The organism is Massilia aquatica (assembly GCF_011682045.1).
Classification (GTDB): Bacteria; Pseudomonadota; Gammaproteobacteria; order Burkholderiales; family Burkholderiaceae_D; genus Telluria_A; species Telluria_A aquatica.
The window spans coordinates 101,428-127,450 of record NZ_VVIW01000007.1 but is presented as its reverse complement, the minus strand read 5'-3'; the positions used below and the strand labels follow the sequence as shown (position 1 = coordinate 127,450).

Genomic DNA, 26,023 nt, shown 5'->3' with positions numbered 1-26,023 from the left:
AAGAGATAATGTCAGGCAACTACATCAGGCGCGCCGCTTGCGCGCCATGCCACATGCTTGAGCACATTACTAGGTCCGCCGGCGTGCAAGCGCTGGCGGTTTTCATTTCATGCCGCCCTATCGACTACCTGAAGGCGCACTGCCCGTCCGGATCATCATGCCCAACACCCGCCTTGTCATCGCGCCCTTGCTGCTCGCGTCCCTGTCCGCCTGTAGCACCTACGTGCCGCCACCAAGCAAGCCGACCGCGACCCTGGTCATGTACATGGAAAACGAAACCCCCACCCCGCGCATGCGCGTCGGCATGGCCGTTGCTTACGCCGATAGCGAATGCGGAACTCCGAGCACCAGCCATGTCATCAACAGCGCCATTTCGATGGAGGATGTCGATGAAATACCGCGCAAGCAGATTGCAGCTGAGCAGGAATTCACCTTCGCCATGGGAGCCTCGCACGTTCTGTGGGGCGGCAATTCGGGCTGTTCCGTCACCGCCACCTTCACGCCCAAGGCGGGCCAGACTTATGATGCCCGCATGTACATACGCGGCAACTCGCAACGTTGCGAGATGATCATCGTAGATCAGGACAACCACGAGGTTCCATCCACCAGGCCGGCGTATTCCTGCATGCACACGTTGAACGGCATTAGCAAAAATGGCCAGGGCTGGTACCGGTCGATCAGAGTCGGGGTCAGGTAAGGTATGCGCAGCGCGATATCTGGAATATTCATCATGAAACTCATCAAACCGCTTTCTCTCGCCCTCATGCTGATGCTGGCCGCGTGTGCCGCCGACTACCACCCACGTACCAACCACGTGCTGTTCGCGTCGGACGGCGGCTACCAGGAAGAACAGGGCCCGGGCAAGCTGATCAAGGTCAGCTATATCGGGCCGCGCGGGGTCAACGTGTACATGGCCGCCAACTCGGTACTCTACAGAAGCGCCGAAATTGCCCAGCGCGAAGGAAAATCCTATTTTGCGCTGTACAACGACCTGCCATCGGCGTTGAAAGACCGACGCAGCGATAAAGCCATCTATTCAACCGTGGGCGGCCGCGCCTTTTCATACGCCTACATCGTGCCCTTCCAGGACGATGCGCCCGGCCTGCTGTCGGCTGCGGAAGTCATCGCCCGGCTCGAGATCAAGGTCAAAGGCAAGCCAAGATGACGCCCACATCCGTGCTGATGAAGTGGCGCGCGATCCTGGCTGTCCTGGCGCTGTCGGGCACGGCGGGCTGCGGCGAAGCCCCGATCTACCGTTCGGCTCCCATGGCGGCCGATGCCTCGGCGCTGGTCGACGCCTCCGGCACGATCGTCAAATGGATTTGCGCCAAGGGCGAGCGACACCGCCTGGTGGGCGACGCCAACGGCAATGCGCAGATCCCCGCCGGCGCGCGCGTGACCGTCGGCGCCTATTACAATCAAGACAGACTACGATGCCTGGCAGCGGCGAGCTTCATCCCCCAAGCCGGACAACGCTACCGCATCGACCTGCAAATTGCCGCTGAGCGTTGCAAACCCGCCATTTACATCGACGATCCCGGCGCCGTCATCGGCGTCCGGCTGGCGCCCGGCGTGCAGCCAGCGCGCAGCTGCGATCTCTGAACCGGCCGTCCTCAACGATGGCATATTCCATGCCATGTTGCGAACTTCTGCGCAACAAAATGGGGATTGAGCCAGATCAAAGTTTGTGCAGAAAGAAGCACGTATAGTTGTTTGTAGCAAGCGGGGCTCAACCAACCTTTGAGCCTTGTCAAACATTGTGCAACTTTCTTTGACCGAGGGAACGACGCGCATGCAAGCCCGACTGCACCTCCCGCTCTGGATCCACGCTTTCGAACACGTCAGCGCCGCCCTGTGCGCCAAGGTCACGGCGGCGCTGGAACAGGCCGGATTGCAGCCGGCTCCCGGCGGCGCCCGCCCCTCCGGCTTCGGCCTGGCCCTGCTTGACGGCGTCGACGCCGCCGTGCTGGAGCGGGTGCGCAGCCTGGCCGCCGGCGCCAGCGTGCTGGCCATCGCCGTCGGCGCGCGCCCCCCGGCCACGGCCGACATGTGGGCCTTGCTCGAGGCCGGCGCTTTCGACGTGCTCAACTGGACCGACGCCGCCGCCGACGCCGCCCGCATCCAGGCCCGGCTGGAGCGGCGCGACGCCCTCCAGCGCCTGGCCGGCTCGCCCGAGGTGCGCAGCACCCTGGTCGGCGCCAGCCCGGCCTGGCGCGCGCTGGTGCACAGCGTGGTCGAGGTGGCGGCTTTTACCGAGTCGCCGGTCCTGATCACTGGCGAAACCGGCACCGGCAAGGACCAGGTCGCGCAACTGATCCACCGCCTCGGCGGGCGCGGCGAGCTCGTCGTACTCGACTGCACCACGCTCACGCCCGAACTGGCCGGCAGCGAACTGTTCGGTCATGAGCGCGGCGCGTTCACCGGCGCCGCCAACGCGCGCGACGGCGCTTTTGCGCTGGCCGACGGCGGCGTGCTGTTCCTCGACGAAGTGGGCGAGCTGCCCCTGCCGCTGCAAGCGCAGCTGCTGCGCGTGCTGCAGGAGCACACCTATAAACGGGTCGGCAGCAATACCTGGCAGCGCTCGCGCTTCCGGCTGGTGTGCGCCACCAACCGCAGCCTGGAAGACGAGGTGGCGAACGGGCGCTTCAGGGCCGACCTGTACCACCGCATCGCCGCCTGGCGCTGCCGCACCCCGCCCCTGCGCGAACGCGGCGACGACGTGCTGCCACTGGCGCAGCACTTCCTGGCGCTGCTGGCCGGCCCCGGCGCGGCCTGCGGATTCGACGACGCCGTGCGCGAATACCTGCTGCTGCGCGACTACCCCGGCAACGTGCGCGAACTGCGCCAGACCGTGGCGCGGCTGTGGTACCGCCACAGCGGCCCCGGTCCGATCACCATCGGCGACCTGGCGCCCGACGAGCGGCCCGCGCAGGGCGCGCCGGCCTGCTGGCCCGATATCCGCTTCGAAAGCGCGATCCGCGCCGCGATCGACCTGCGCATCGGCCTGGCGCGCATCAGCCAGGCCGCCGCCGACATCGCGATCCAGCTGGTGCTGGAACAGGAAGGCGACAACAACCAGCGCGCCGCGCTGCGCCTGGGCGTAACCGACCGCGCCTTGCAGATCCGCCGCAAGGCCTGGGCCGACGCTCACTGAATTCTTAGTCGTTCGGAATCGGCTTGACCAGGATGCTGGACGCGGGTCCGAAGCCGTACCGCCGGTAAAGATCGGCAGCGAACCGGTTGTCGTTGAACACATTGAGCATGATCCTGCGCGCCCCGAGCGCGCGCGCGCGCTGTTCGAGCAGACGCATGGCCGCGCTGCCCGAGCCCTGGCCGCGATACTCCGGCCAGATCACCCAGTCGTACAGGTACACATAGGGGTCCCGCGCGGCCTGGCGCAGTTCGAACCAGAGCGCGCCAACGTCCACACCGGCGGCCTCGATGACGTACAGGTGCTGCCCGCTCGCTTCCGGCTCCGCATCCGCGCAGATCTTGAAAAAGGCGGCCTCGGCACTGGCACGGGCAGCCTCGGCGCTGCTGCCGTAGGCACGCGACTGTGCCTCGGCAAGCAGGGGGATGGCGCGCACGGCGTAGGCATCGAAACTGGCGCCCGACATCGGACGCAGGACGACTGCCGCCGTCATCCCGGCACTACCGGCGAACTGCTGTTGGGTTCAATATGGAGTGGATCCATCACGGTGGGAATGATCGAACGGTTGCCCAGGGCGATAGTATAGACGTGGCTTTGGGTCAGCTGCGCACACTTGGTCAAGCGGACCGCCTGGCGGTCATCGATGGCGCAGGTTGGCGTACAGGCCAGGCCGCGCGCGGTCGCCGCCAGCAGGATGTTTTGCGCGATGTGTCCCGCTTCCAGCAAGACCACACGATAGCCGGTTGGGTGCGGATACTTCCACATCGTCCGCTCGAAATGCGCCACCAGCACCACCAGCGCGGCCGTGTGCTCGAACCAGCGCTGCCCCGCCAGCACCTCCGCGACCGAGGGAAGATCCTGGTCGTTCACCAGCCCGAGCGAGTGCTCGCTGGCACTGTAATGATAGACCCCGGGCGCCAGCCCATCGACGCGGCGGGCATACACGAACGCCTCGTAGGGATTGCGTCCGCCGCCGGAGGGAGTCAGCTTGAAGGGCAGTTGTTCCGGCGATTGCGCAAACGGCTTGACGAAGCCGGTGATGCCAAGCCCGGCGAACAGGCATTCGGACAGATGATCGAGCCGCAGCGGCTGGTCCGAGAAGCCGCGATAACTGCGCCGCCGGCACATGAGCGAGAGCGCGTCCGACTCCAGCTCGGGGCGCGGCAAACTGGTGATTGCCGCGTAGCCCTGATTATCCTGGTGCAGCGCGACCGCATCGGTCGTGATCGATTTCTCGACCAGGCGCGAGGCGCTCTGGGCGGGATCCATGTACTCGGTGCCGCGAATCGAAAAATGATAGTAGCCGGCCACCGCCCCCCAGGCGAAGCGCTCTTCGTATTCCTGGTCCTGCGCGGCCGCCGGGCTGTGCAGGCAGACCAGCAAGGAAGCCGACGTCAACAAGGCGATTTCGCGCCCGAGCGCCGCATGCATCGCCTCGGGCAATGCACTGTACAGGGCGTAGGGATGACTCCACTGGTCGCAGGAGGCGAGTATCCAGCGACCCAGCTCGGACAGCGCGATCTCGGTTTTAGCGACGTAATTTTCGGCAATGAGGGCAGCGTTCGAATATCGCAATATGATGCTGCGTGCGCGTCTGATCATCAACGTTTCCTTCTGGCGGGAACTGTGAATCGATGTGCTGCAAGAGTCGCAACACCTGGAACAGCGTAAGAGCTGGCGCGGCCGTCAGCGGCGCAGGTCCGGGTACAAGCCGTTCCCGACAAACGTGGAAAAAGGCGATGGCGGCGCCTGGCCGGGCGCGCCCGCATTGACGGGACGCGCGCCTGCCTCTTGCTGGGCGATCAGGGCATTGTAGGGATCGACGACGCGAACCAGGCGGCCGGTATAGGCATCGAGCACGGCGAGAAAGCGGACAGGAATCAAGCTGATCCGCGGCGGAGTGCAGCGGAAATCGAACATGACATGCACTTCTTCGGCAATCGAAGGCATGCACTGGACGGCGATGAACATATCCTTCGCCTGCATGCGGCGCGCAAAACACTGCTGGACCTCGGGGTGCAGCAGTGCGCTCAATACAAAGCGGTCGCCGCTGGTGCCGCCGTAGTTTTTGACGAGTTCGGAAAATTCATGCACCGCGTTGCGGATGGCAGCGCTCGTCTCTTCGCTGATCGGCGCGTCGGTCGGCGCGGAGGATGTTTCGGGATCGGGGATTTTCTTATCTGTCGGGTCTTTTGGATTTGGCATGAAACTGACTCCTGAAAAAGCGGCAATCGGCCCGCCCCGGCAGCGGCGGGCGTGCTGGATGACCGGATCAGTACACGATCCCGGTCAGCGATGGATGATGATAGGCCAGCGACGGATGATGGGTTGCCAGCGCGGGTAGTGGGGTAGCCAGCGATGGATGATGCACGGCCAGCGATGGATGGTGCGCCGCCACCGATGGATGGTGCGCCGCCAGCGATGGATGGTGCGCCGCCACGGATGGATGGTGCGCCGCCAGCGAAGGATGGTGTGCCGCCACCGATGGATGATGCGCCGCCAGCGAAGGATGGTGTACCGCCAAGGCCTGGGATGGATCTTGCACCGCCAGCGATGGATGATGTGCCGCCACGGATGGATGGTGCATCGCCAGCGAGGGATGGTGCACCGCCACGGCCTGGGATGGATGGTGCGCGGCCAGTGAAGGATGGTGCGCCGCCAAGGCCTGGGATGGATCTTGCACCGCCAGCGACGGATGATGGGCCGCCACGGATGGATGGTGCGCAGCCAGCGAAGGATGGTGCAGCGCCAGCGATGGGTGATGTACGGCGAGCGATGGATGATGTACGGCCAAGGAAGGATGGTGCGAAGCAAAAGCGGGATGGTGTTGAGCGAAGTCTGCCATGATGATTTCCTGTCGAAGAGATGAGTCGTTCTGAAACGAGCCGCCAACCTGTTGGTAATCAGTGCAGCTATCCGAAGCTGATTTTCAGCGTCATAATCTCGATCAACTCCGAAGCGCCACGTCATTCTTCCACGCTTGATCGGTCGAGGTACCTGTCTGAACAATGAGCTTGATATCCTGACCACCGGGCTTGGAAGCGCGCCGGATCGCTCAGTGCCCGATCAGGCGCAGCAGGTTTTGCCCCAGCACCAGCGCCTCGTCGTCCGGCGCCAGGCCAAGCATGCCGATCTTGGCCAGCTCCACGCCCGGATGCAGCCACGGCCCGTCGGATCCGAACAGCAGCTTGTGCGCGCCGGCGCGGCGCACTGCCATCTCCAGCAGGTCGAAGCGGCGCACGCCGGCGCTGTCTGCATAAATATTGCGGTGGCGCGCCAGATGGTCCACCAGCGCCAGCTGCGCACTCCAGTCGTCGGCGAAGCTGCCCAGGTGCGGCAAAATGAAATTCACGTCCGGGAACTGGCTGGCCAGCAGTTCGGCCACCGCCACCTCGCCGGTCACGTCGTACAGCACCGGCAAGCGAAAGAAGCGCGCCGTCTCGCACACCTCGCGCGAGATGCGGGCATCGTGCCGGTGCAGCTTGATGCCTACGAAACCGTACTCCTCGACGGCCACCCGCACCAGCGCGCGCACGCGCCCGCGGTCGCGCTGCGCATGCACAAACGCGAAGCCGTAGAAGCGCCCCGGATCGGCCGCCACGATGCGCGCCACGCTGCGGTTGGCCTGCGCGTAGTCGGAGTGGAACGCGGCCAGCAGCACGGTGCGCGCAATACCGGCCCGGCGCGCCCGCGCCAGATAGCGTTCGAGGCCGGCGTCGCTGTCCCACGGGCCGGAAAAGCCGTCGCCCTGGCCCGCGTGACAGTGGCAATCGATGATCATAGATCGAGCACGATCTGGCCGCGCCCCTGGCGGCGCCAGGTGCCGCTGTTGGCGCGATCAATGGCGCTGGCGCTGGCCGATCCCGGCTGGCGCATGCGCGGCAGGTGGCAGCGCAGCGCAGCGTCGACCGCGTCGCGCGCGGCGCGCTGCGGGTCCATGCCCTGCCCCGCCATGCCGGCCTGCTGGGCGGCGGTGCCGGCGATGCGCACGAAGCGGCGCGCCATGTCCAGCTCGCGTTCTTCGCCATCGAGACCGGCCGCCTCCATCTCCAGCGCCTTGGCGACGGCACTCCCGAGCGCCCCGCCAAGCATCGTGCCGACACCCGGAATCGGAATGAAGGAACCGAGCGCCTTGCCCACGAACGGCAGCGCGGTCTTGGCCAGGCCCTTGAGCACCCCGCCGAGCGGCTTGGCGACCTTGCCGATGACGGAGCCGACCTTTTTCACGCCCTTCCAGATCCCCTTGAACATCTTGCCGAGGAACTGCTCCAGTTCTTCCTCGCTGGCGACCGACATCAACTCCATCGCCAGCGCGATTTCCTCCTGCTCCCCGAAGGGGCCGGGCGCTTCGAACTCCATCACTTCCAGTTCGCCCGACGCAGCCTGGCGGCATTTGGCGCATCCACATCCTGATTCTTGCATGATGATCTCCTTCGGTTGATGAAGCGTTAGCCCCAGAACTCGCCGAGCAGTTCGGCCTCCAGTTCCTTGCGCTGGTTGGTCAGCACGCCCGGCGGATCGCCCGGCTTGCGTTTTTTGACATCCATCTTCGTGTGCAGGTCCTTCTCGGTCTTGCGGCGCGCGGCCGCCGACGGCGCCGGCGCCACGAACACCCGGTGCTTGCCCACGTCAAGCCCCAGCATGGTGGCGCACAGCAGATGCTGGCGCAGGCGCCGCCCCACGTCGTCGCTCTGGCCGCTGTAAGCACGCTTGCCCGCCGGGCCATCGAACTCGATCAGATACAGGCCAGCGAGCTTCGCTCCCACCCTGGCTACCGCGTCGCGCAGCGGGCCGTAGGACTGGTACGCTGGCGCAGCGCTCATCCTGGCCAGCGCGGGCGCGATGCTGGTGGGCTGTTCATCCTGCGGTTCGTCATCCTCGTCCGGGTAATACGCCGGTTCGGGCCACGGCGCCAGCACCGGATAGCGCCAGCCGCCCCACGCCGGCCGGCGCGGCCTGGCCGGAAAGGCGCGGCCCGGCGACGGCCGTGGCCCTCGCCCCGCTCCAGCGCGGCGCCCGCCTCGCTCTTGTTCCATCTCGAAAGCCACCATCTCAAATTCCGTATGCATATTCCCTCCTTGTCTGCCTGCCTGACGGCGCCTGCGCGCGCAGGCAGGCCGCCAGCAGCGCCAGTGCGCGTTCGATCTCGTGCGGCGCATGGCGCGCCGTGACGATGAAACTGAGCGCGGCCTGCGCGCCCGCGCGTTGCAGCACCGCGTCGACCCCGGCGTGGCGCAGGCAGGCGTGCAGCGCCACACTGTCGATGCCGCGCCGGGGCGCGAGCGTCTGCACCGGAAACGCACCCGCACGCAGCGCAATGCCATGCCTGACCGCTCCAAGGCGCCACTGCGCCACGCGGCGCCACAAGCGCCGCCGCAGCCGGTCGCCCTGCGCGCGGTTGATGCGCAGCGCCGCCAGCGCGGCCCGGATCGCCGCCACCGATGGCGGACTGGCATGCACGCGCGACTGGCTCGCCTGCCCGAAACGGCGCACCAGCTGCGCGCTGGCGCACAGCACCGCCAGCGGCGCGCCGAACGCTTTCGAGAGCGAACTGCCGGCCACCACATGCGGCCCCGCCACGCCATGCCGCCGCAGCGAACCGCCCCCGTCCTCGCCGCACAGGCCGATGACCTGGGTGTCGTCGAGCACCAGCCAGCCGCCCGCCTCGCGCATCAAGGCCGCGTAGGCGGCCAGCGGCGGTGGCCGTGGCGCGCCGGGCACATGGCCGTCGGCCAGGATCAGCGGGCGCCGGCCCTGCCTGCGCGCCGCCGTGGCCAGCCTGCGCGCGCCGTCCACGTCGGCATGCGCGAACACCGTCAGCGGCGTGCCGCGCGCCGCCGCGCGTTCGGCGCCGGAGCGCGCGATCGGGTAGCTGGCGCCGTCGACCAGGATCGCCAGCGGCTCGCGCGCCAGCAGCTCGAACAGGTCGCAGAACAGGTGCAGGGTCGATGGCAGCAGGGTCGCCGCCTGGCAGCCGCACAGCAGCGCCAGCGCTTGCGCCAATTGCGCGGCGCCGGGCGGCTCCCTGCTGGCCGCCGGCCGGCCCAGGGTCAGCGCGTCCCAGCCGCCCAGCTCCGCGCTGGGATGGCGCATGCCGAGATACAGGGCGCTGGAAAAGTCGAGCATGGCCTAGGCCATCCGCGCTTGCTGCTCGAGGCGGCGGCGCAGCAGGATCGAGGGCAAGGTGCCTTCCGCTTTCGGATCGCGCGCGTCCACCGTGAGGTCCACGCCGGTGGCGGCGCGGTAGGCGTGGATGTAGCCCTGGATCTGCGGGCGCCAGAAGCGCGCCCAGTTGAAGGCCTGGGTGGGCTCGTAGATGTCGCTCCAGGCGCCGTAGCGCACCGACAGCAGCACCTGTTCGCCGAACATGGCCAGGCTGCGGAAATGCATCACGCTGGTATCGGACCATCCCTGCAGCTTTTTCATGGCGTCGACCCGGTCCATCCACGGCTCGGGATAGGCGACCATGATGCGGGTCGGCAGGAATTCGCGGAACTCGGGCCGCGCCAGCATCCACTGCTGCATCAGCATTTCGATGCGCGCCGTCGACGGCAGGTCGCCGAACTGGTTGTGCGCGCCCTGCGACAGGATCAGGTGCACTTCTTTCAGTCCGTTCAAGACCGGGAAGGCGTCGGCCTTGACGGTGGTGTCGTCATCCTGGCGGTAGAACGCGGTGCACAGGCGCAGCAGGTAGTGGAACGCTTCGAGGAACTTGGAGCGCGTGTCGGCCGGGCGGAAATGCTGGACCGCCTTGCCATCGAGCCGCACGCCGTAGTGGTGGTCGTACTCGTAATTGCGGCGCACCACGGTGAGGCGATGCTGTTCGTCCTGCGTGTAGCCCCAGATCAGGTTATTCAAGGGCCGCAGCGGATCGATCTCGAGGTTCGCCAGCGGGTCGTCGCGGCCCGGCGCACGCACGTTCTGGAAGCGCTGGGTGATCGCGTTCATGGTCTGCACCAGCATGCCCTCTTCGTGCCAGTAGGACCAGATCAGCTCCAGCAGGCAGGGATTGGCCAGCTTTTGCTGGACGATGCCGAAGCACATGTCGGCTTCGCCCTCGATCCCGCGCAGCAGGTGGATCGGCACGTCGGGCAGCTTGCGCCTGATGATCGCCAGGTACGGCAACACCTTGGTGCCGTCCACCGTGGTCTCCAGATAGTCGGCGTTGAAGGTGGTTTCCAGGTCGCGCGTGGCCGGAATGTCGCGCCGGTCCAGATAGGCCTGGTCTTCGGCCGGATTGAACATGTTCGGCTGGCTCAGGACCCCGCAGTTGACCATCACGAACGCCTCGGTCGCCACCTTCAGCACGCGATAAGCTTCCGAATCGTTGAAGGGCAAGGCGCGGCGCTGGCGCAGCTGCTCGAACAGCTGGCTCTTGGCCTCGAACGCCGGGCCGCGGTTGGCCGGGGTGCAGAACAGCGCATCCATGAAGTTCAGGTAGTTCGTAAACGACATCGCATCGGTGCTGTTGCGGATCAGGGTCCATAGCGGCAGGTCGTCGGTCGGCTCGGTCTCGGTGCGCGTCATCGACACGCCGATATTGCCCGAGATCGGACTGGGCGTGCGCTCGTCGGCCACGAAGCCCTGGCGGATGCCGATCATGGCCGGCGCGGCCAGCGGCGCCATGTTGATGCCCGGCGCCAGCGCCCCCGCCGAGGGCCGGCGCTCGAACGCCAGCACCGCCTCGAACTGCTGCGGCCCGGCGTGGCGCACCACGCGCGAGAGCACGTACGGATCGTCCTCGCGCGCGATCCAGCCGGGGGTGGGCATGACCCGCACATGCGGCTTGAGGTCGGACTGGTTACCGGAAAAACGGATGGTCGCCACCACCCGGTCCGCCACCCGCGCCACGCTGCAGGTATTGGCCTGGCAATCGACGGTTTCGTAACTGAGTTCGGCGCGCAGTTCCAGCGCCAGCTGGAAGCAGACCACGGCGCGGCAGCCGCCGTCGACCTTCACGCAGCGCGGTTCGGTCAGCGGGTAGTGTTCGTACACCACCACGTAGCTGCCCGGCGCCAGGTTGGCCACCGTGGCCTCGCCGCCGCTGCCGGTGACGGCGCTCGCTTCGAGCTGGTCGTACGACGGCGTCCAGCGGGCCGCTTCGAAACTGTCGATGCCCTCCGGGTGGCGGTACACGCTGACCGCGCCATTCGACACCGGCGCGCCGGTCTGGGCCTCGTGCACGGTCACCTCGAGCGACCCGCTACGGGCTTCCTTCAGATGGTTCTTGCTGCTCATGTCATTCTCCTCAGTGGAAAGTCAAAGGTGCCCGGGGAAGCGCCTGCGCTGGCGCGTCCAGCGAGGCGCACAGGAAGCTGGTGTCGAGCGTGCTGCGCAGCGCCCAGTGGGTCAGCAGTTTGGCCAGCAGGACGTTTTCGTCTTCCGGCCCGACCAGGCCATCGGCGCGCGCCTGGCCCAGCACCGCGAACACCAGCGATGGCGGGGCGCGGTACATCTGCGCCGGCGCGTTTTCCCAGCGCCGGTACAGCGACGACAGCAGCGCCGGCTGGCGAGACGCCACGTCGAGTACCTCGGGCAGGGTCTTGCCGCGCAGCGCCGCCGGCTTGTGGCGCACCAGCAGCTGCACGAAGGCCGGCATGCCGCGCCGCAGCCGCCCCAACAGATCGATCGTCTCCGGCGCCAGGGTGGCGCTCGGGTAGTAGTCGTGCCACACGTTGGCCAGGCGCTCCCACTGCGGATGCGGGTACAAGGCCTGCCCCATCGCGCAACTGAGCATCACGCGGATCCAGGGAATCGGATGCGGGTCGTCGGGACTGAGGCGAAACACGAACACGCGCGGCAGGCTGACCACCCCGATCAGGCCCAGGGTGGAGACCACGCCGACCCGCGCCACCGACCAGAAGTCGGCCACGATTTCGGAAATCCAGCGTTTCCACCACTGCCACGTGTCGCGCTGGGCCGCGTCGCTTTGCTGCATCGCCTGCAGTTCGGGGCGCAGCGAGTTGACCAGGTCGAGCAGGGCCGCGCCCTGGTGCCCGACCTCGTGGATCAGCGAGGATGCGATGCCGCTGCCGATCATGCGTTCGCGCGGCACCCGCACCACCGCCACCGGGTTCTCGCCGCCGCCCGGCAAGCGGGTGCGCGCGCGCCGGATCGCCGCACCCGGCCCCCGGTCCAGATAGCAGACCACGGGCGGCATGCGGTAGTAGCTGCCCGGCAGCGCCAGGGCGTCGGCCGCGACCGCGTCGAGACCCGACAGCCAGACCCCGTTTTCGTGCTCGCTGCGCTGGGTGATGACGTCGTTGAACAGGTCGAACTGGGTCAGCGTGGCATTGAATTTGAGGCGCAGGAAGGTGAACCGGCGCTGCGCCTCGGCCGCCGTGGCGTTCTCGCGCGCGCCGGCCAGCCAGTGCTGGAAGGCTGCCACCAGCGCCTGCAGCTCGCGCCGCCCCGTAACCAGGTAGTGCTCGAGCGCCGACTGGGCCGACGGCAGCAGCGCGGCCGCCGGCACCATGGGCTCGATCAGGGCAAAGGGGCGGACCCGCGCCAGCCTGGTTTGCAGGGAACGCGCTTCCTGTTCGAGCAGCGACGCGGCATACGGGCTCATGGTGTTCAAGCGCCGTAGATGACGATCTTGTTGCCCTGGCGGCTCCAGCGTCCGCTGGCGCCACGCCCGCCGCCGGCACCCATGCCGCCGCCCTGCTGCGCCATGCCACCGCCGCAGCTGCCGCAGCCGCCACCGGAGGCGCCGCGCTTGAGCAGGCCCGGTGCGTGCTGGCGCGCCGCCGCCATGGCCGCATTCTGGGCGATCGCGCGCGGGTCGCCCGAGCCGGATGCCTGCGACGCTTTCTGCACCGTGTCGGCGGCCAGGCGCACGAACTGGCGCGCGCCTTCGTACTCGCGGTCTTCGCCGCTCATTTCGGCTTCCAGTCCGAGCGCGCCGCCGGCGGCCGAAGCCAGGCCGCTGCCGATCTTGGCGCCCAGCGGTCCGCCGAAGTAGCCGCCGATGGCGCCACCGGCCAGCGGCAGCGCTTTTTTGGCCACGCCTTTGAGCACGCCGCCAACGGCCTGCCCGACCGGCGAGCGGATCACGCGCCCGGCGGTGGCGCCGACCTTGCGAATGAAGTCGCCCAGGAACTGGTCGAGTTCCGCTTCGCTGTTCACGTTCAGCAGTTCCTGTGCGTATTCGGCTTCCTGCTGTTCGTTCAGGCCGGATTCGCCGCTCCACTCGCCCTGCCCGAATTCGAACTGTTCGCCCTCGAAGCTGGAGGTTTCCTGGCCATATTCCATTGTCGTACGGTCGATGTCATGCATGATGCGCTCCTTTAGAAAAGTGAAACAACGAAGTAAAACAACACAGTGCCCGGATGGACAATCCTTCCGGATCAGCAATCGTGAAGAATCAGTTGGCCCGCCTGGCGGGTCCAGCGGCCTTGCGTGGCCGGACGCGCGTGCACGTGCGGCAGCAGGCCCGGTGCGTAGCGGCGCGCGGCCGCTTGCACAGCGGCGCGCGCGGATCGCGGCGACGCGCTGCGTGCATTGCCGGCGTGGCGCGCGGCGGCGTCGGCCAGGCGCACCAGCTGGCGCGCCAGCACGAATTCCTTGTCTTCGGCGCTCAGGCCTTCGAGTTCGAGGCCGAACATGCGCGCACCGAGATGGATGCTCACCGTTTTTGCGCTGGCGCCAGACGCCGCGCGGCGCTGCGGCGACAGGATCGGCTGCAAGGCGCGCTCAAGTTCGGTCACCAGCAAGGGTCCCATCGGCGACCGGGCCACGCGCGCACCGAGCACACCGGCGCCGGCGATGGCGCGGTTCAGCACCCGCCGCAGCGCAACCGGCTCGGCCGCTTCGAGCAGTTCGGCGGCCAGCGCCAGGTCGGCGCTGTCGTCCGGCAGCGGCGCGGTATCGAACTCCTGTTCGCCCGGGCGCGGCGCGGCGTTGGTGAAGATGTCGAACACCGGACTGTATTCAAGCAGGCGACGGTTCACGGACAGCCCCTTTAACAAGTGGTGGATGCGCGAAAAAAAAGGGGGATGCTGCTGCGCGTCCTGCTCCATCCATTGCAAGGGCTGTGCCAGCGCGCGCGCGCGGGGCAAATCCGCGATGTGGCGGGAGCGGCGGCGAAACGCGTTTCGGGAAAGCGGTATAGTCATACCGGCACGGCGAAAAGCATTTCGCGATGGCGCCGGCCCAATGGAGAGGAACCTATGCAGAAATGGATGTGCGCAATCGGGGCGATGGTGCTTGCAGCGTCAGTCCACGCGGGTGAGACTACGGATCAGGCGCGCGCTCAGGCAACCGCAGCGGCAACCGTGGTGAAGGCGGCGCCCCAGCCGCAGCTCGGCAGGCATCCGCGCATTGCGGCCGAGCTGTTGGCGATGGTGAAAATCGACCAGGAAGTGCGCGCGCGCCTGACCAGCTCGAATTATTCAGAGACCGTTGCCGCCGAGGTGATGGCGCTCGACGCCAGGCACGAGCCGAGGATCATCGCCATCCTCGCTGAAATTGGATGGCCGGGTGTTGACGGGGTGGGCCCGGAGGCGAATCAGGCGATGTGGCTATTGGTTCAGCATGCGTCACCGGAGTTGATCAAGCGATCGCTGCCGGCGATGAAGGCGGCGGCGCAAAAAGGTGAGCTGCCATGGTCGACCGTCGCGCTGAGCATCGACCGCGACTTGCTCAACGATGGCAAGAAGCAGCTCTACGGCAGCCAGCTGATCAAGAACGCTGCGGGCAAGCTGGAATTGCGTCCGGTCGAGGATGAAAGCCGGCTCGACGAACGCCGGGCGAGTGTCGGCCTGGAACCCATCGCCGCCTACCTGCGCCGGTTCGAAGCGCCCTGACGCGGTATAGTAAAGAACGCATGGCTGCCAAAGGGGCGGCCCCAATCACTGTCCACCATGGAGAAACCATGCAAGTCCGTAACGATATTCTGTTCCACTCGCTGCATGCCGACGGCTTGCTGATGCTGGCCAATTGCTGGGATGCAGGCAGTGCGCGCATTGCGCAAGCGGCCGGCGCCAGGGCGCTGGCGACCAGCAGCGCCGCTGTCGCCTGGTCGCACGGCTTCGCGGACGGCAGCACCTTGCCGCGCGAGCTGTTGATGGCCTCGGTGAAAGGTATCTTGCGCGTCAGTGCCCTGCCCCTCACGGTCGATGCGGAAGATGGCTACAGCGACGATCCGGCGCAGGCGGCCGCGCTGGCGGGCGAACTGATCGACGCGGGCGTGGTGGGAATCAATATCGAGGATGGCGCCGGCACGCTGGCGCTGCTGGCGGACAAGATCCGGGCGATCCGCGCGCTTGCCGATGCGCGCGGGGTGAACCTGTTCATCAATGCGCGGACCGATGTGTATCTGCGCGGGGTTGAGCCTGGCGCGCGGGTGGAAGAAACGATACGCCGCGCCGCCCTGTACCAGGAAGCCGGGGCCAGCGGCCTGTTCGTGCCCGGCATGGTATTGGAGGATGACATTAGCGCAGTGATCAAAGCGACGCCCCTGCCGCTGAACGTCATGGTGCGGGATGGCGTCCCGCCGCTGGCGCGGCTGCTGCAACTGGGCGTGCGCCGCCTGAGCGCCGGCTCGGCCATTTCGGAGGCGACGTTCGGGTGCATTGATGCGCTGACCCGGCAATTTTTGGACAGCGGCACGGTCAACCAGGCCGGGTTTCCGCGGATGGGGTACGGTGCGTTGAACAGCCTGATGGGCTAAAACGTCGAAAAAAACAGCGCGCCTGGCACGGAACCAGATCGGCCACAATATGTCAAAGTAATATTGGGCATGATGGGAGAAGGTGATGGCTGCGATTCCGTTCGACACCTTGAAAATGGCGGAGCGTCTGGAGCGGGCAGGCTTTTCCTTGGAGCAGGCGAAGGTACAAGCCGCCATGCTTGCTGAAATAATCAGCGCGGAAGATGCCAGTATCGTGGAGCGCTTTTCGAGCAAACACGACGTATTACGGGAATTAACTGAGATTCGCTCATCCATCGAGAAATTGGACGCTAAAATAGACCGGACAGTGTCCGAGGCCAAAGCTGAACTGGTGCGCTGGGTCGTTGGCGTGGGGCTGCTTCAGATGGCCCTGATCGCCGGACTGGTCCTCAAGCTGCTTCCCGCATAGCCGACGCACGAGAACGGGAGTTCGGAAATGGTAGGCGCCAGTCCCATGCGCCACACAATCACCTGCTCCTGAAACATAGAGTGTGAGTAAGTCTCCGCGCTCTATAAATCCAGACGAGACCCGCGTAGGCACGGTCGGCCTGTAAAAGGCGAGTAGTGGCGGATTAGGCAGCGGCTAATCCTTCAATCAGTCTAATCCACATGGCGGATGCTCTTGGCGCGCCATGATTAGAGGATTTCATGCCAACAATACCGTTCGATACCTTGAAAATGGCGGAGCGCCTGGAGCGTGCAGGGTTCTCAATCGACCAAGCGAAGTTGCAAGCGGCCATGCTTGCGGAAATCATTACCGCGGAAGATGCCAGTATCGTCGAGCAGCTTGCGAGCAGACAAGACTTCTCCCAAGAATTGACTGTCATTCGCACCTCGGTCGAAAAACTGGACTCTAAAATAGAGCGCACTGGGGCCGAAGCAAAAGCCAGCATCGCCGAGGCCAAAGCTGAGCTGGTGCGATGGGTCGTCGGGGTGGGATTTCTGCAAATAGCGTTCATTGCCGGGCTCGTTTTGAAGCTCGTGCGGTGAGCGCTGACCTGGCAAATGCGTACGCAGCTGCAATCACCATCCTGGCTTTATCACCGTGCCGCAATCTCGCGCTTCCCAAACACACGTTCTTAAAAAATGCCTGCTTGCCAAGGCCGCCCGGCACAGTCACTTCACCTTAAGCCCAGCATCAAAAGAAATAATGTGACGCGCATTTACATATATCTTATGTTGTGACAACATTGCCTGAGCAATACAAACCACGAACAAGAGAACACTTTCCCGCCGGGAAAAGGAAGCGCTCACAAGGCATTCTTCCGGCCGACAACTGGCAGCACACTTTAAGGTTAAAAATGAGCATGTTACGAAAGCACGTAGTGAGCATCACCGCAGTCTGGGTCGCCCTCTCGATGGTCAACGTGGTGTCGGCGGCGGCGCTCGCCATTGGTGCTGCCCCCAAGGGCGACACAAGCAAAGTGGCAGAGAAAATCATCAAGAAGAATTTCCCTTCCTGCAAAAAAATGGGAGCGACGACGCGCAAGGCGGACGGTTCGATCAAGGCGACGTGCAGCGGCGTCGAATTCCTGGTCTTCACAGCCGTGAATCCGAAAGATAACAAGACCATGGAGCTTGCCATGAACTGCACCGCCGCCAAGGCCCATCTCAATATCTCGTGCTAATCTACCCGTCAGTGCTTTCTTAAAACGCCGACTTCCCAAACCGCGCCACGCCCTGGTTCACTCCGGGCGGGTCCAAGGTTTCGAGCTTGAGCGGCAACGGCTCGCCGATCCAGTGCGCCAGGGTGGTGTGGTCGGCCACGTCGTCATCGGTCAACGGATGCACCAGAGCGCGCAGCCCGGACGCTTTAAGCAGCGCAACGACCGCCGGCAGCATCGCCAGGCTGTAGTGAATCTCGTACTCGGGCAGCGGATGCGGCCCAACCGCATGCCCGCCCAGCTCGCCGACAAAAAACAGTTCCGGCAGCGCGCCGCTCTCCTTGGCGTCGAGCAGGCGTGCGCGCAAGGCCTGCGCCTGCGCGCGCGATGCATCGTCGTAATAAATATGTGCGTGGTACGGGGCGTTAAGCTCGTCCATGAAATTCATCCTTTCCATAATGGGTTCAGCCCGAAAAAAACCGCCAGGGCTTGCGCGCTGACGGTTCTTTACAGGCATGGCCCGATAAACGATTACTGAGGAGCCGCTTCCGCGCCTTCAGCAGCTTTCATCGACAGCTTCAGACGGCCGCGGTCGTCGGTTTCCAACACCTTGACGCGCACTTGCTGGCCTTCTTTCAGGTAGTCGGCAACCGCGTTCACACGCTCGTTGGCGATCTGCGAGATGTGCAGCAGGCCATCCTTGCCCGGCATGACCTGGACGATCGCGCCGAAGTCGAGCAATTTGAGCACAACGCCGTCGTAGGTCTTGCCCACTTCGACCGAGGCGGTTAGTTCTTCGATGCGGCGCTTGGCTTCCTGGCCGGCAGCAGCGTCAACCGATGCGATGGTGACGATACCTTCATCGCTGATGTCGATCTGGGTGCCGGTTTCTTCGGTCAGCGCGCGGATGACAGCGCCGCCCTTGCCGATGACATCACGGATTTTCTCAGGATTGATCTTGATGGTGATCAGGCGCGGTGCGAAATCCGACAGTTCGGTTTTCACGTGCGGCATGGCCTTCTGCATTTCGCCGAGGATGTGCTGGCGGCCTTCTTTGGCTTGCGCCAGAGCCACTTGCATGATTTCCTTGGTGATGCCCATGATCTTGATGTCCATCTGCAGCGCGGTAATGCCATTGGCGGTACCGGCTACCTTGAAGTCCATGTCGCCCAGGTGATCTTCGTCGCCCAGAATGTCGGACAACACCGCGAACTTGCCGCCTTCCTTGATCAGGCCCATGGCAATACCGGCCACGTGCGCTTTCATCGGCACGCCGGCATCCATCAGCGCCAGGCAGCCGCCGCAGACGGAAGCCATCGACGAAGAACCGTTCGATTCGGTGATTTCGGACACCAGGCGCACCGAGTAGCTGAAGTCTTCAGGGTTGGGCAAGGCGGCGATCAGCGCACGCTTGGCCAGGCGGCCGTGGCCGATTTCGCGGCGCTTCGGGGTGCCTACACGGCCGGTTTCGCCGGTGGCGAACGGAGGCATGTTGTAGTGCATCATGAAGTCGTCGGTGTACTCGCCCATTAGCGCGTCGATCTTCTGGCTGTCGCGCGCGGTGCCGAGGGTGGCCACGACCAGCGCTTGCGTTTCGCCGCGGGTGAACAGGGCCGAACCGTGGGTGCGTGGCAGGATGCTGGTGCGGATTGCGATCGGACGCACGGTGCGGGTATCGCGGCCGTCGATGCGCGGCTCGCCGTTCAAGATCTGCGAACGCACGACTTTGGCTTCGATGTCGAACAGCACGTTGCCGACGTCGACATTGTCCGGCTGGGCGATGCCGGTGGCGGCAGCGTCGGCGGCCAGGGCGGCGTAGACTTCCTGGAACGATGCCTTCAGCTTGGCGGTACGGGCGACCTTGTCCTTGATCTGGTAGGTTTCGTTGATGTTCGTTTCGGCCAGTTCTTTCACGCGGGCGATCAGCGCTTCGTTCTTGGCGGGAGCGGTCCACTCAACTTCCGGCTTGCCGCCGTCGCGCACCAGTTCGTGGATCGCATCGATCACGACTTTCATCTGGTCGTGGCCGTAGACAACGGCGCCGAGCATGATTTCTTCGGACAGTTGCTTGGCTTCCGATTCGACCATCAGCACGGCCGTTTCGGTACCGGCGACAACCAGGTCCATCTCGGACGTCTTGAGCTGGGTGGTGGTCGGGTTCAGGATGAACTGGCCGTTGGCGTAGCCGACGCGCGCGGCGCCGATCGGGCCGCTGAACGGGATGCCGGAAACGCACAGGGCGGCGGAAGCGCCGATCATGGCGGCGATGTCCGGATCGATCTCAGGATTGACCGACAGCACGTGGATGATGATCTGAACTTCGTTCAGGTAGCCTTCTGGGAACAGCGGGCGGATCGGACGGTCGATCAGGCGGCTGGTCAGGGTTTCTTTTTCGGAAGGACGGCCTTCGCGCTTGAAGAAACCGCCTGGGATTTTACCGGCTGCGTACGTTTTCTCGACATAGTCGACCGTCAGCGGGAAGAAATCCTGGCCTGGCTTGGCGTCTTTGCGCGCAACCACGGTAGCCAGGACAACGGTGTCTTCGATCGACACCATGACGGCGCCGGAGGCTTGACGGGCGATTTCGCCGGTTTCCAGCGTAACTTGATGTTGGCCGTACTGGAAGGTTTTCGTAACTTTATTAAACATGGGTAATCCCTTTCTATTTGCCGACAGATTTTCAGGCGCTGTCGTCCACCTCACCACAGGCAACATTGCTTGCTGCCTTTACTACTTTTTCGGGACTAAAAATGCAAAAATGCCCGCGACAGCAAGCTGTGCAGGCATTTCTTGATCAACTTTGAATCGGCAAAAATTACTTGCGCAGACCGAGTTTAGCGATCAGATCGCGATAACGGGTAGCGTCTTTGCTTTTCAGGTAGGACAGCAGGCTCTTACGACGATTGACCATCATGATCAGACCACGGCGCGAGTGGTGATCTTTCGCGTGGGCTTTGAAGTGGCCGTTCAGTTCGTTGATGCGTGCGGTCAGCAGAGCGACCTGAACTTCAGGGGAGCCGGTGTCGTTTTGCGCACGGGCGTTGTCCGCGATAATCGCGGCTTTGTTGATGTTTTCTACGGTCATGATAGTACCTTTCACATGCGGTGCACGAGTCGCAACCCGACACACCGTGAACTTCGATTGATGAACCGGCCAAAACGGCCAGACCCGCAAGTATATGCGAAAAGCGCCGGGGCTGCCAGAAAAGCTTGCGCCGGAACGGTGTCCAAGGGAGATTTGAGCTTCCCAACGGTGGCGATGGCGCAAAAACCGGGCAAAACCGCTGTGCTTTCACGGCGACGCGCCGGCTCAGGACGCGTACATGGCAACAATCGCTTGCTCGTCGTACCCTTGCGCCACCATGCGGGCGCGTACCGCCGTGACCAGGCTGTCGGGCTCGAATGGCACTTCGTCGGGCAACTTGCCCAGCGCGGTGGCCATCATTGGATGCTCAAGCACCGGATTGTCAAGGCCGAGCGATTGGCGCAGCTTGAACAACAGCAGGATTTCAATCGGCGTGCGCTTCAAGCCGCCAAAATCGGAAAAGATCTGTCTGGGGCTCTGCGGCCGGGAGCGAAACGTATGAATATCGCAAGCGCCGAGGCACAGCGGCACCAGCAAGGCCGGGTCCGGCGTACGCCAGGCGTCGAACAAGGCGCTGAGGATGGGTTCGGATACGGCATCGCCGCTGCCCTGCGGCGCCGCTTCCCCAAGGAAGTCTGCCAACAAGCGAAACATGAAATGACAAACCGGGAAACGATCCGCATTTCCGACATACCCGCGCCGATGCGCAGACAGTTGCATGCGCGCGAGCGTGACCGCCTGCTCCTTGCAGCCGAGCACCAGCCCCAATGCCGTCAACAGGACGCTTTCGGGGCTCAGGGATTGCAAGGTTCTGCCTGGGTGACGGCGTTCAAACTTCCCATGGTTGGCCATATCGATCATTTGCTTCGTGTAACTGGCGGCAAATGCATGAACACCGGTGCTTGACGCCCAGCGTTTTTGTTTGATGCTGCTGATCTCGAACCAGCCCAGCGTCACCATGGCGCACGTGCTCAATGTCGAGCTGAGAAAAGAGGACTCCCACGCTTGCCGCGGCGGATCGGTTGGCTCGGGCGGAAACAGGGGCTGCACGATGGTCGTGCCGCGGGAAGCGAAATGCATCAGCTCGCTGCGATAGGCCGACGCATCATTGCGCCGCATGTCCTCGATAAAACGCCAATGCATTTTCCACGATTTTTCCCACTTCGGGTCGATACCCGGACCCTCGACTGTCTCCATGATGCATTCCTCAACACGCGTTTATCTGTTACCTCCAGTCATTTTGCCTGATCGGCGCCAGCGCGGCCGGAACCGCATGTCGTGAAGATTTCATCGAGCTGGTGCATGATGGGGTTTTGAGCGATCCCAAGGTGGTTTTTATGCAAACACGAGCAAAAATGGCAATCCTGGGCGTGGTGCTGAGCCTGGCCGGCTGCGCGGCGATGATGCGCACCCCGCCGGTGCCGGGCGACACGCTCGACGTGGTGCGCGCCAAGTTCGGCGAGCCCACCGCGATCCACGCCCTGCCCTCGGGCCAGGTGCTGGAATACGCAACCGGCCCGTTCGGCCAGTTCACCTGGATGGCGCGCATGGGGCCGGACGGCAAGCTGGCCGCGTTCGAGCAGGTGCTGGGCGATGTCGGCTTCGGGCGCATCAAGATCGACAAGGCGACCAGGGCCGACGTGATGATCACTGTCGGGCGTCCGGCCGAGCGTTCCTACCTGTCGCTGTCGGACCTGGAAGTGTGGTCCTATCGCTATAAAGAAAGCGGCGTGTGGAACTCGATGATGCACGTGCACTTCGACCGCAACGGCATCGTGCGCAAGATGATCAGCGGACCGGACCCCATGTACGAGGAAAAGCGCGGCTTTTTCAGGGATTGACGGGCGCAGCGCTCAAGACTTCCTTGGGACGCGTCAGGGCGAACTCGACACTGCGCATCACCCCTGCCCGGTCCTCGACCGACAGCACCGCCGTGGTTTCCCCTTCGACAAGTTCGATCCTGGGCGATGGTTGCTTGTACCAGTAGATCCAGTTGGTGACGCTCTCGAATGTTTCCGGCCACTTGGTGCCGAGCAGGCTGCGCTCAAGCAGGCGCTCGCCTTTCTTGTTGAACACAACCAGATGATATGGATTGTCCCGCTTTACCTGGGACACGCCGACAATGTACTTTGATGCCGGATCGATCCACAAATAGGTCAGCGCGGGCACCGGACGGCGGAACAGTTCCGCGCCGGACTTGTTGTCCAGCACGCGCAGGGTGGAAAACGTATTTGCGGCGCTGAACGGGTCTTCGCCGCTTGTCATCATCTTGAAGCGCGCAGGACGGGTCGCGTCGCTCCAGTCATGGTAGTGCTCCACCCGCAAGGCCGCGGACTTGGCAGTCAGCTCAACGACATCCTGGTAGCCGATGCTGTCCGCGCGGGCGGCGGAACTGCCGAGCGCCAGCAAACACAACGCGATGGTAAGAAATTGCCTGCGATAGCCAGAAGCCATGAATGTTTATCCGAGAGAGTTAAGTTGCGCCGCGACTATATCATTGCCGCGTTGCGGCCGGCTTGCGCCGATGCCCACGACCAGCTATTGCGCAGGGCGCTTGCCGGCCTGCTTGTCCGGTGGGCGTGAAAGCGGCGCGAGCAAGCTACTGTCGCTTCCGAGCACGTCCACCGCGCCCTGCAAAAACCGATACAGCTCGGGCCGGCCGAGCGGCACCAGGATGCTGCGCTCGTATGATGCCGTGCGCGGCCGGCTGGCCACGTGCAGCTGCGCCAGGTCGATGAGTTGCTCGTGCTTGAGCGCATTGAGGGTGGAACGGTCGACCACGGTAAAGTCGAGGCGCCGGTGCGCGCCGATCATTTGCAAGGCGTTCTTGATTTGTGGCACATCGATGCGCGTGATCTCGCCGGCGGCGATCAGCGGCTCCAGGTCGGGAAAGCGGTGCCCGCCCGGCGCGCCGAAGCGCTTGCCGCGCAACGAGTCCGGCCCGTCGTACTCGAGCGGCGCCGAGCGCGGCGACACCACCAGCGATTCATCGTTCATCAGCGGCCCGGTCCAGGAATAGCGGGTGCGCTCCGGGTCGCCGAAAAAACGCGGATGGACCCAGGCAACGACCATCGCCAGCTTCCCTTCCTGCAGCAGCACGTCGAGCCGGCGGCGCGGAATGTAGACCGATTCAAAGCGGTAGCGTCCGCCGGACATCTCGCTCAACCGGCTGGCCAGACGCGCGTTGAGGCCGAGCGCAGGCTGGCCCGGCACGAACCACGGCACGTAGTCGTAGTAGGTCACCAGTTGCACCGTCTCGGCCGCTGGCGCAAGGCGCAACGCCAGCAACGGTAACAGCATCGCTATCAGAAACGATCTGAAACGCATGAGCACTCCCAGGCCGGATCAGAGGAACCGAGCACCCCCTATTTAAGCATGATCAGGGCGCGTGCGGCGGCACCATTCGTACCGCCAGGCGCCTCTTTTGTCAAACGATCAAAAGTGGCCAGACCAATTCTGTTACGGGCACGAAACTACCGATATACTCGATGCCATGCTCCCCGCCTATACGCCACCTGCCGCCAAGCGCCGCTATGCCGCCATCGCGCTGACATTGCTCGCGCACGCTTTGCTGGTATTGGGCTGGCAATATGCACGCCGCCTTCCGGCCGTGGACAACGATCCCGGCCACAGCATTCAATGGGTCAAGATCACGCCACCCATGGCGCCGCCGCCACCGCCGCCGAAGCCGGTGTCACAGCCGGCTGCCCGGCAGGCGGCGCGCGCCGATGCTCCGGCGGTTCGGCCGGTTCCGGCCACGCCGGCGGCGGCGCCAGTTGCGCCGATAAGCGAAGCGCCACCCGACACGATCGTGCAAGACGCGCCCCCGGCGTCGCCGAACGCGGACGAGATCATGCGGCTAGCCCGGCGCAGCATCGGCAAAATCGACCAGGACTTGCGCAAGGCCCATCCGGGTCAGCCGATCAGCGCACCGGTCAGCAATGGCGCAACACGTCTGGCGCAGGGCTTGCAGGCGGCCGCCGACGCCGCCCCCAACCGCTGGTACGAGGCGCCCAAGGTCACCGAGATCATCGACCCCGGCCAGTACGACCGGCGCCGCTACCGCGTGGTGGGAGCCGATGGCACCTACTGCATCACGGTCGAATCGAACCACGCGCCGGACGGGCTCGATATTGGAAGCAAAGGCATCCAGCACAAAAAGACCAATTGCGAAAAAAGCGAGCAAGCCGCCACCAGGCAAAAGTGGTAACCGCGCGCGTCAGCCCAGATGCGCCAGCAAGGCCTTCTGCGCAGCCTTGCCTTTGCCAGACAGCTTGAGGCTCCCGATCATGGCGGCCGTCTCCGGCGCCAGCACAACCCCGTGGCCGAGCGACAGTTCCAGCAGCAGTTCGAGCAGGGCGCCGGTATCCTTGGGCGGCGCCTCTTCGCCGCTATCGAGCACTGCGCACAGCAGCGCGCAAACAGCGCCCGGCATGGCCGCATCGGCGCGCGCCGCGCTGGCCAGGCTCCTGGCGTAGCGCGCCGCCTTGCCCAGTCTGGACAACAGGATCTTGCGGATCTCGCCGGCCAGCAGAGCGATGTCGCAGCGCGCTTCGAGCACCACCGCCACCAGGGCGTCGACCGCCATCGCGCTCTGGCCCGGCTCCTTGCCGCCCAGCGCAAGCGCCAGCAGGCTGGTGGCGATGGGCGTGACCGGCGTGGCCGCGTCAAGCAGCACGCCGAGAAACGCCCGGTCATCCCATTGCGCGATACGCCAGTCGATGTTCGAGCCGATCCGGCTCACGCCGCAGGCAAAGAACGCATCGAGGCAGGACGGCAGGATGGTGGCGCCGTACAGCAATTCGCTCTCCAGGCGGTCGGAAAACTCGCCGCGCCAGCGCATGGCCATGTACGGCAGGTCGGCATCGGAGTGCGCCGGCGTGACCGTCACGCGCAGCCTGACAACCGGTTCCCCGTATTCGAGCTCCGGATAGACATCCCACGCATAGCGCGCCGCGCAGGCGCCGTCCGGCCCCGCGATGCCGTAGGCTGCCAGCAGCGCGGCATCGTCCCCGCCGGGGTGGCGGATGCGCGCGGCAGCGGCGAACAAGGCGCGCTCGCTGCCGATGGCGACATCGTCGCCGAGCGCGTAGCGCAGCGCCTGCACGAACGGGCCTTGCGGCAGTGCGCGCGCGGCGGCCCGCGCAGCGGGCCAGTCGCCGCTGGCAAGGCGCAGCAGCGCGCGCACCTGCTCGTCCTGCGACGATGGCACCCCGGCCCCAAGGTGCGCGGCCAGGCGCGCCACCAGCGCGTCGGGCGCAATGAAGCCGCCCCGGTGGGTCGGCGTGCACAGGGACGACAAGCCGCTGTGCCGCCCCGCGAAGACGATCAGGTCGTCGATCCGGCGCGACAGCTCGGCGCTGGCCGATTGCTTGATTTTCCCCGGCGCCAGCATGACCGGGCCGGCGGCAACGGCTGCAAAGCGCGCCAGCGCGGTGGCCAGCGGCTGCAAATACCAGCGCGCATGCCACGGACCCGATGCGAGTACATTCTGCGCGCGCGCAAACACCGGT

General features: G+C 64.9%; 30 protein-coding genes. 11 read left to right on the top strand and 19 right to left on the bottom strand.

The features are described 5' to 3' along the window. The first annotated feature begins 157 nt into the window (after positions 1-157). The 4 genes from F1609_RS14570 to F1609_RS14555 all read left to right on the top strand — a co-directional run bounded on the left by F1609_RS14570 (position 158) and on the right by F1609_RS14555 (position 3,154). Positions 158-697, top strand: a complete 540-nt coding sequence (locus F1609_RS14570) for a hypothetical protein (protein WP_167077137.1) — start codon at positions 158-160, stop codon at positions 695-697. A gap of 33 nt (positions 698-730) precedes the next feature. Then, positions 731-1,165, top strand: a complete 435-nt coding sequence (locus tag F1609_RS14565; RefSeq protein WP_167077136.1) for a CC0125/CC1285 family lipoprotein — start codon at positions 731-733, stop codon at positions 1,163-1,165. Next, on the top strand, positions 1,162-1,602 hold the full coding sequence (locus tag F1609_RS14560; protein ID WP_167077135.1) for a hypothetical protein: 441 nt from the start codon (positions 1,162-1,164) through the stop codon (positions 1,600-1,602). Before F1609_RS14565 ends, F1609_RS14560 begins: the two co-directional genes overlap by 4 nt. Before the next feature lie 190 nt (positions 1,603-1,792). Beyond that, complete coding sequence (locus F1609_RS14555) at positions 1,793-3,154, top strand: sigma-54-dependent transcriptional regulator (RefSeq protein ID WP_167077134.1); 1,362 nt, start codon at positions 1,793-1,795, stop codon at positions 3,152-3,154. Between the two features lie 4 nt (positions 3,155-3,158). Here the strand turns inward: F1609_RS14555 and F1609_RS14550 are convergent, their stop codons facing one another. From F1609_RS14550 to F1609_RS14495, 12 genes are all read right to left on the bottom strand, one after another. After that, entirely contained in the window at positions 3,159-3,644 is a 486-nt protein-coding gene (locus F1609_RS14550; RefSeq protein ID WP_167077133.1) for a GNAT family N-acetyltransferase, read from the bottom strand. Continuing rightward, a complete protein-coding gene (locus F1609_RS14545) occupies positions 3,641-4,753 on the bottom strand; it encodes a SagB/ThcOx family dehydrogenase (protein ID WP_167077132.1) in 1,113 nt (370 codons plus the stop codon). Before F1609_RS14545 ends, F1609_RS14550 begins: the two co-directional genes overlap by 4 nt. An 84-nt stretch (positions 4,754-4,837) precedes the next feature. Next, positions 4,838-5,356: a hypothetical protein gene (locus tag F1609_RS14540; RefSeq protein ID WP_167077131.1), complete on the bottom strand. Its 519-nt coding sequence runs from the start codon at positions 5,354-5,356 to the stop codon at positions 4,838-4,840. Positions 5,357-5,423: 67 nt separating this feature from the next. Continuing rightward, positions 5,424-5,996: a hypothetical protein gene (locus tag F1609_RS14535; RefSeq protein WP_167077036.1), complete on the bottom strand. Its 573-nt coding sequence runs from the start codon at positions 5,994-5,996 to the stop codon at positions 5,424-5,426. 210 nt (positions 5,997-6,206) lie between these two features. Continuing rightward, positions 6,207-6,932 (bottom strand): amidohydrolase family protein, encoded by a 726-nt coding sequence (locus tag F1609_RS14530; RefSeq protein ID WP_167077130.1) that lies wholly within the window; start codon positions 6,930-6,932, stop codon positions 6,207-6,209. Then, positions 6,929-7,573, bottom strand: coding sequence for a hypothetical protein (locus tag F1609_RS14525; protein ID WP_167077129.1), 645 nt, complete (start codon positions 7,571-7,573; stop codon positions 6,929-6,931). The genes F1609_RS14530 and F1609_RS14525 overlap by 4 nt, the downstream gene beginning before the upstream one ends. A 26-nt stretch (positions 7,574-7,599) precedes the next feature. Next, positions 7,600-8,220: a GIY-YIG nuclease family protein gene (locus F1609_RS14520; protein ID WP_167077128.1), complete on the bottom strand. Its 621-nt coding sequence runs from the start codon at positions 8,218-8,220 to the stop codon at positions 7,600-7,602. Further along, on the bottom strand, positions 8,204-9,277 hold the full coding sequence (locus tag F1609_RS14515; protein ID WP_167077127.1) for an aminotransferase class I/II-fold pyridoxal phosphate-dependent enzyme: 1,074 nt from the start codon (positions 9,275-9,277) through the stop codon (positions 8,204-8,206). Before F1609_RS14515 ends, F1609_RS14520 begins: the two co-directional genes overlap by 17 nt. Positions 9,278-9,280: 3 nt before the next feature. Then, positions 9,281-11,389, bottom strand: coding sequence for a carboxypeptidase-like regulatory domain-containing protein (locus F1609_RS14510; protein ID WP_167077126.1), 2,109 nt, complete (start codon positions 11,387-11,389; stop codon positions 9,281-9,283). Between the two features lie 10 nt (positions 11,390-11,399). Next, positions 11,400-12,719 (bottom strand): hypothetical protein, encoded by a 1,320-nt coding sequence (locus F1609_RS14505; RefSeq protein ID WP_167077125.1) that lies wholly within the window; start codon positions 12,717-12,719, stop codon positions 11,400-11,402. Positions 12,720-12,724: 5 nt separating this feature from the next. Next, on the bottom strand, positions 12,725-13,426 hold the full coding sequence (locus tag F1609_RS14500; protein ID WP_167077124.1) for a hypothetical protein: 702 nt from the start codon (positions 13,424-13,426) through the stop codon (positions 12,725-12,727). A 71-nt stretch (positions 13,427-13,497) separates the two neighbouring features. After that, a complete protein-coding gene (locus tag F1609_RS14495; protein WP_167077123.1) occupies positions 13,498-14,100 on the bottom strand; it encodes a hypothetical protein in 603 nt (200 codons plus the stop codon). A 45-nt stretch (positions 14,101-14,145) separates the two neighbouring features. On the opposite strand from F1609_RS14495, the gene F1609_RS14490 reads away from it, so the two are divergent. From F1609_RS14490 to F1609_RS14470, 5 genes are all read left to right on the top strand, one after another. Next, on the top strand, positions 14,146-14,955 hold the full coding sequence (locus tag F1609_RS14490; RefSeq protein WP_167077122.1) for a DUF6624 domain-containing protein: 810 nt from the start codon (positions 14,146-14,148) through the stop codon (positions 14,953-14,955). Positions 14,956-15,023: 68 nt separating this feature from the next. Continuing rightward, entirely contained in the window at positions 15,024-15,821 is a 798-nt protein-coding gene (locus F1609_RS14485; RefSeq protein WP_167077121.1) for an isocitrate lyase/PEP mutase family protein, read from the top strand. 85 nt (positions 15,822-15,906) lie between these two features. Next, on the top strand, positions 15,907-16,230 hold the full coding sequence (locus F1609_RS14480; protein ID WP_167077120.1) for a CCDC90 family protein: 324 nt from the start codon (positions 15,907-15,909) through the stop codon (positions 16,228-16,230). 239 nt (positions 16,231-16,469) lie between these two features. Then, a complete protein-coding gene (locus tag F1609_RS14475; protein ID WP_167077119.1) occupies positions 16,470-16,811 on the top strand; it encodes a CCDC90 family protein in 342 nt (113 codons plus the stop codon). Between the two features lie 335 nt (positions 16,812-17,146). After that, positions 17,147-17,449 carry a hypothetical protein gene (locus tag F1609_RS14470; RefSeq protein WP_167077118.1) on the top strand — a complete coding sequence of 101 codons (303 nt, stop codon included), beginning with the start codon at positions 17,147-17,149 and terminating at the stop codon, positions 17,447-17,449. 19 nt (positions 17,450-17,468) lie between these two features. On the opposite strand, the gene F1609_RS14465 is transcribed toward F1609_RS14470, so the two are convergent. The 4 genes from F1609_RS14465 to F1609_RS14450 all read right to left on the bottom strand — a co-directional run bounded on the left by F1609_RS14465 (position 17,469) and on the right by F1609_RS14450 (position 21,707). Continuing rightward, positions 17,469-17,864 carry a DOPA 4,5-dioxygenase family protein gene (locus F1609_RS14465; RefSeq protein ID WP_167077117.1) on the bottom strand — a complete coding sequence of 132 codons (396 nt, stop codon included), beginning with the start codon at positions 17,862-17,864 and terminating at the stop codon, positions 17,469-17,471. Positions 17,865-17,956: 92 nt separating this feature from the next. Beyond that, on the bottom strand, positions 17,957-20,074 hold the full coding sequence (pnp, locus tag F1609_RS14460; protein WP_166876583.1) for a polyribonucleotide nucleotidyltransferase: 2,118 nt from the start codon (positions 20,072-20,074) through the stop codon (positions 17,957-17,959). Between the two features lie 166 nt (positions 20,075-20,240). After that, the gene (rpsO, locus tag F1609_RS14455) at positions 20,241-20,510 is read right to left on the bottom strand and encodes a 30S ribosomal protein S15 (RefSeq protein WP_054263682.1); all 270 of its coding nucleotides are present in this window, start codon (positions 20,508-20,510) and stop codon (positions 20,241-20,243) included. A 225-nt stretch (positions 20,511-20,735) separates the two neighbouring features. Beyond that, positions 20,736-21,707 (bottom strand): hypothetical protein, encoded by a 972-nt coding sequence (locus F1609_RS14450; RefSeq protein WP_167077116.1) that lies wholly within the window; start codon positions 21,705-21,707, stop codon positions 20,736-20,738. 140 nt (positions 21,708-21,847) lie between these two features. On the opposite strand from F1609_RS14450, the gene F1609_RS14445 reads away from it, so the two are divergent. Beyond that, positions 21,848-22,351, top strand: coding sequence for a hypothetical protein (locus F1609_RS14445; RefSeq protein WP_167077115.1), 504 nt, complete (start codon positions 21,848-21,850; stop codon positions 22,349-22,351). Here F1609_RS14445 and F1609_RS14440 read toward each other — a convergent pair. Both F1609_RS14440 and F1609_RS14435 read right to left on the bottom strand, forming a co-directional pair. Beyond that, complete coding sequence (locus F1609_RS14440; RefSeq protein WP_167077114.1) at positions 22,341-22,964, bottom strand: hypothetical protein; 624 nt, start codon at positions 22,962-22,964, stop codon at positions 22,341-22,343. The two genes, F1609_RS14445 and F1609_RS14440, sit on opposite strands and share 11 nt — an antisense overlap. An 84-nt stretch (positions 22,965-23,048) precedes the next feature. Further along, positions 23,049-23,810, bottom strand: a complete 762-nt coding sequence (locus F1609_RS14435) for a substrate-binding periplasmic protein (RefSeq protein ID WP_167077113.1) — start codon at positions 23,808-23,810, stop codon at positions 23,049-23,051. A gap of 193 nt (positions 23,811-24,003) precedes the next feature. Here F1609_RS14435 and F1609_RS14430 point away from each other — a divergent pair, with 193 nt between their 5' ends. Then, positions 24,004-24,720, top strand: a complete 717-nt coding sequence (locus F1609_RS14430) for a hypothetical protein (RefSeq protein ID WP_167077112.1) — start codon at positions 24,004-24,006, stop codon at positions 24,718-24,720. 9 nt (positions 24,721-24,729) lie between these two features. Here F1609_RS14430 and F1609_RS14425 read toward each other — a convergent pair whose 3' ends face one another. After that, positions 24,730-26,019 carry a DUF6493 family protein gene (locus F1609_RS14425; protein ID WP_167077111.1) on the bottom strand — a complete coding sequence of 430 codons (1,290 nt, stop codon included), beginning with the start codon at positions 26,017-26,019 and terminating at the stop codon, positions 24,730-24,732. Positions 26,020-26,023: the final 4 nt, after the last annotated feature.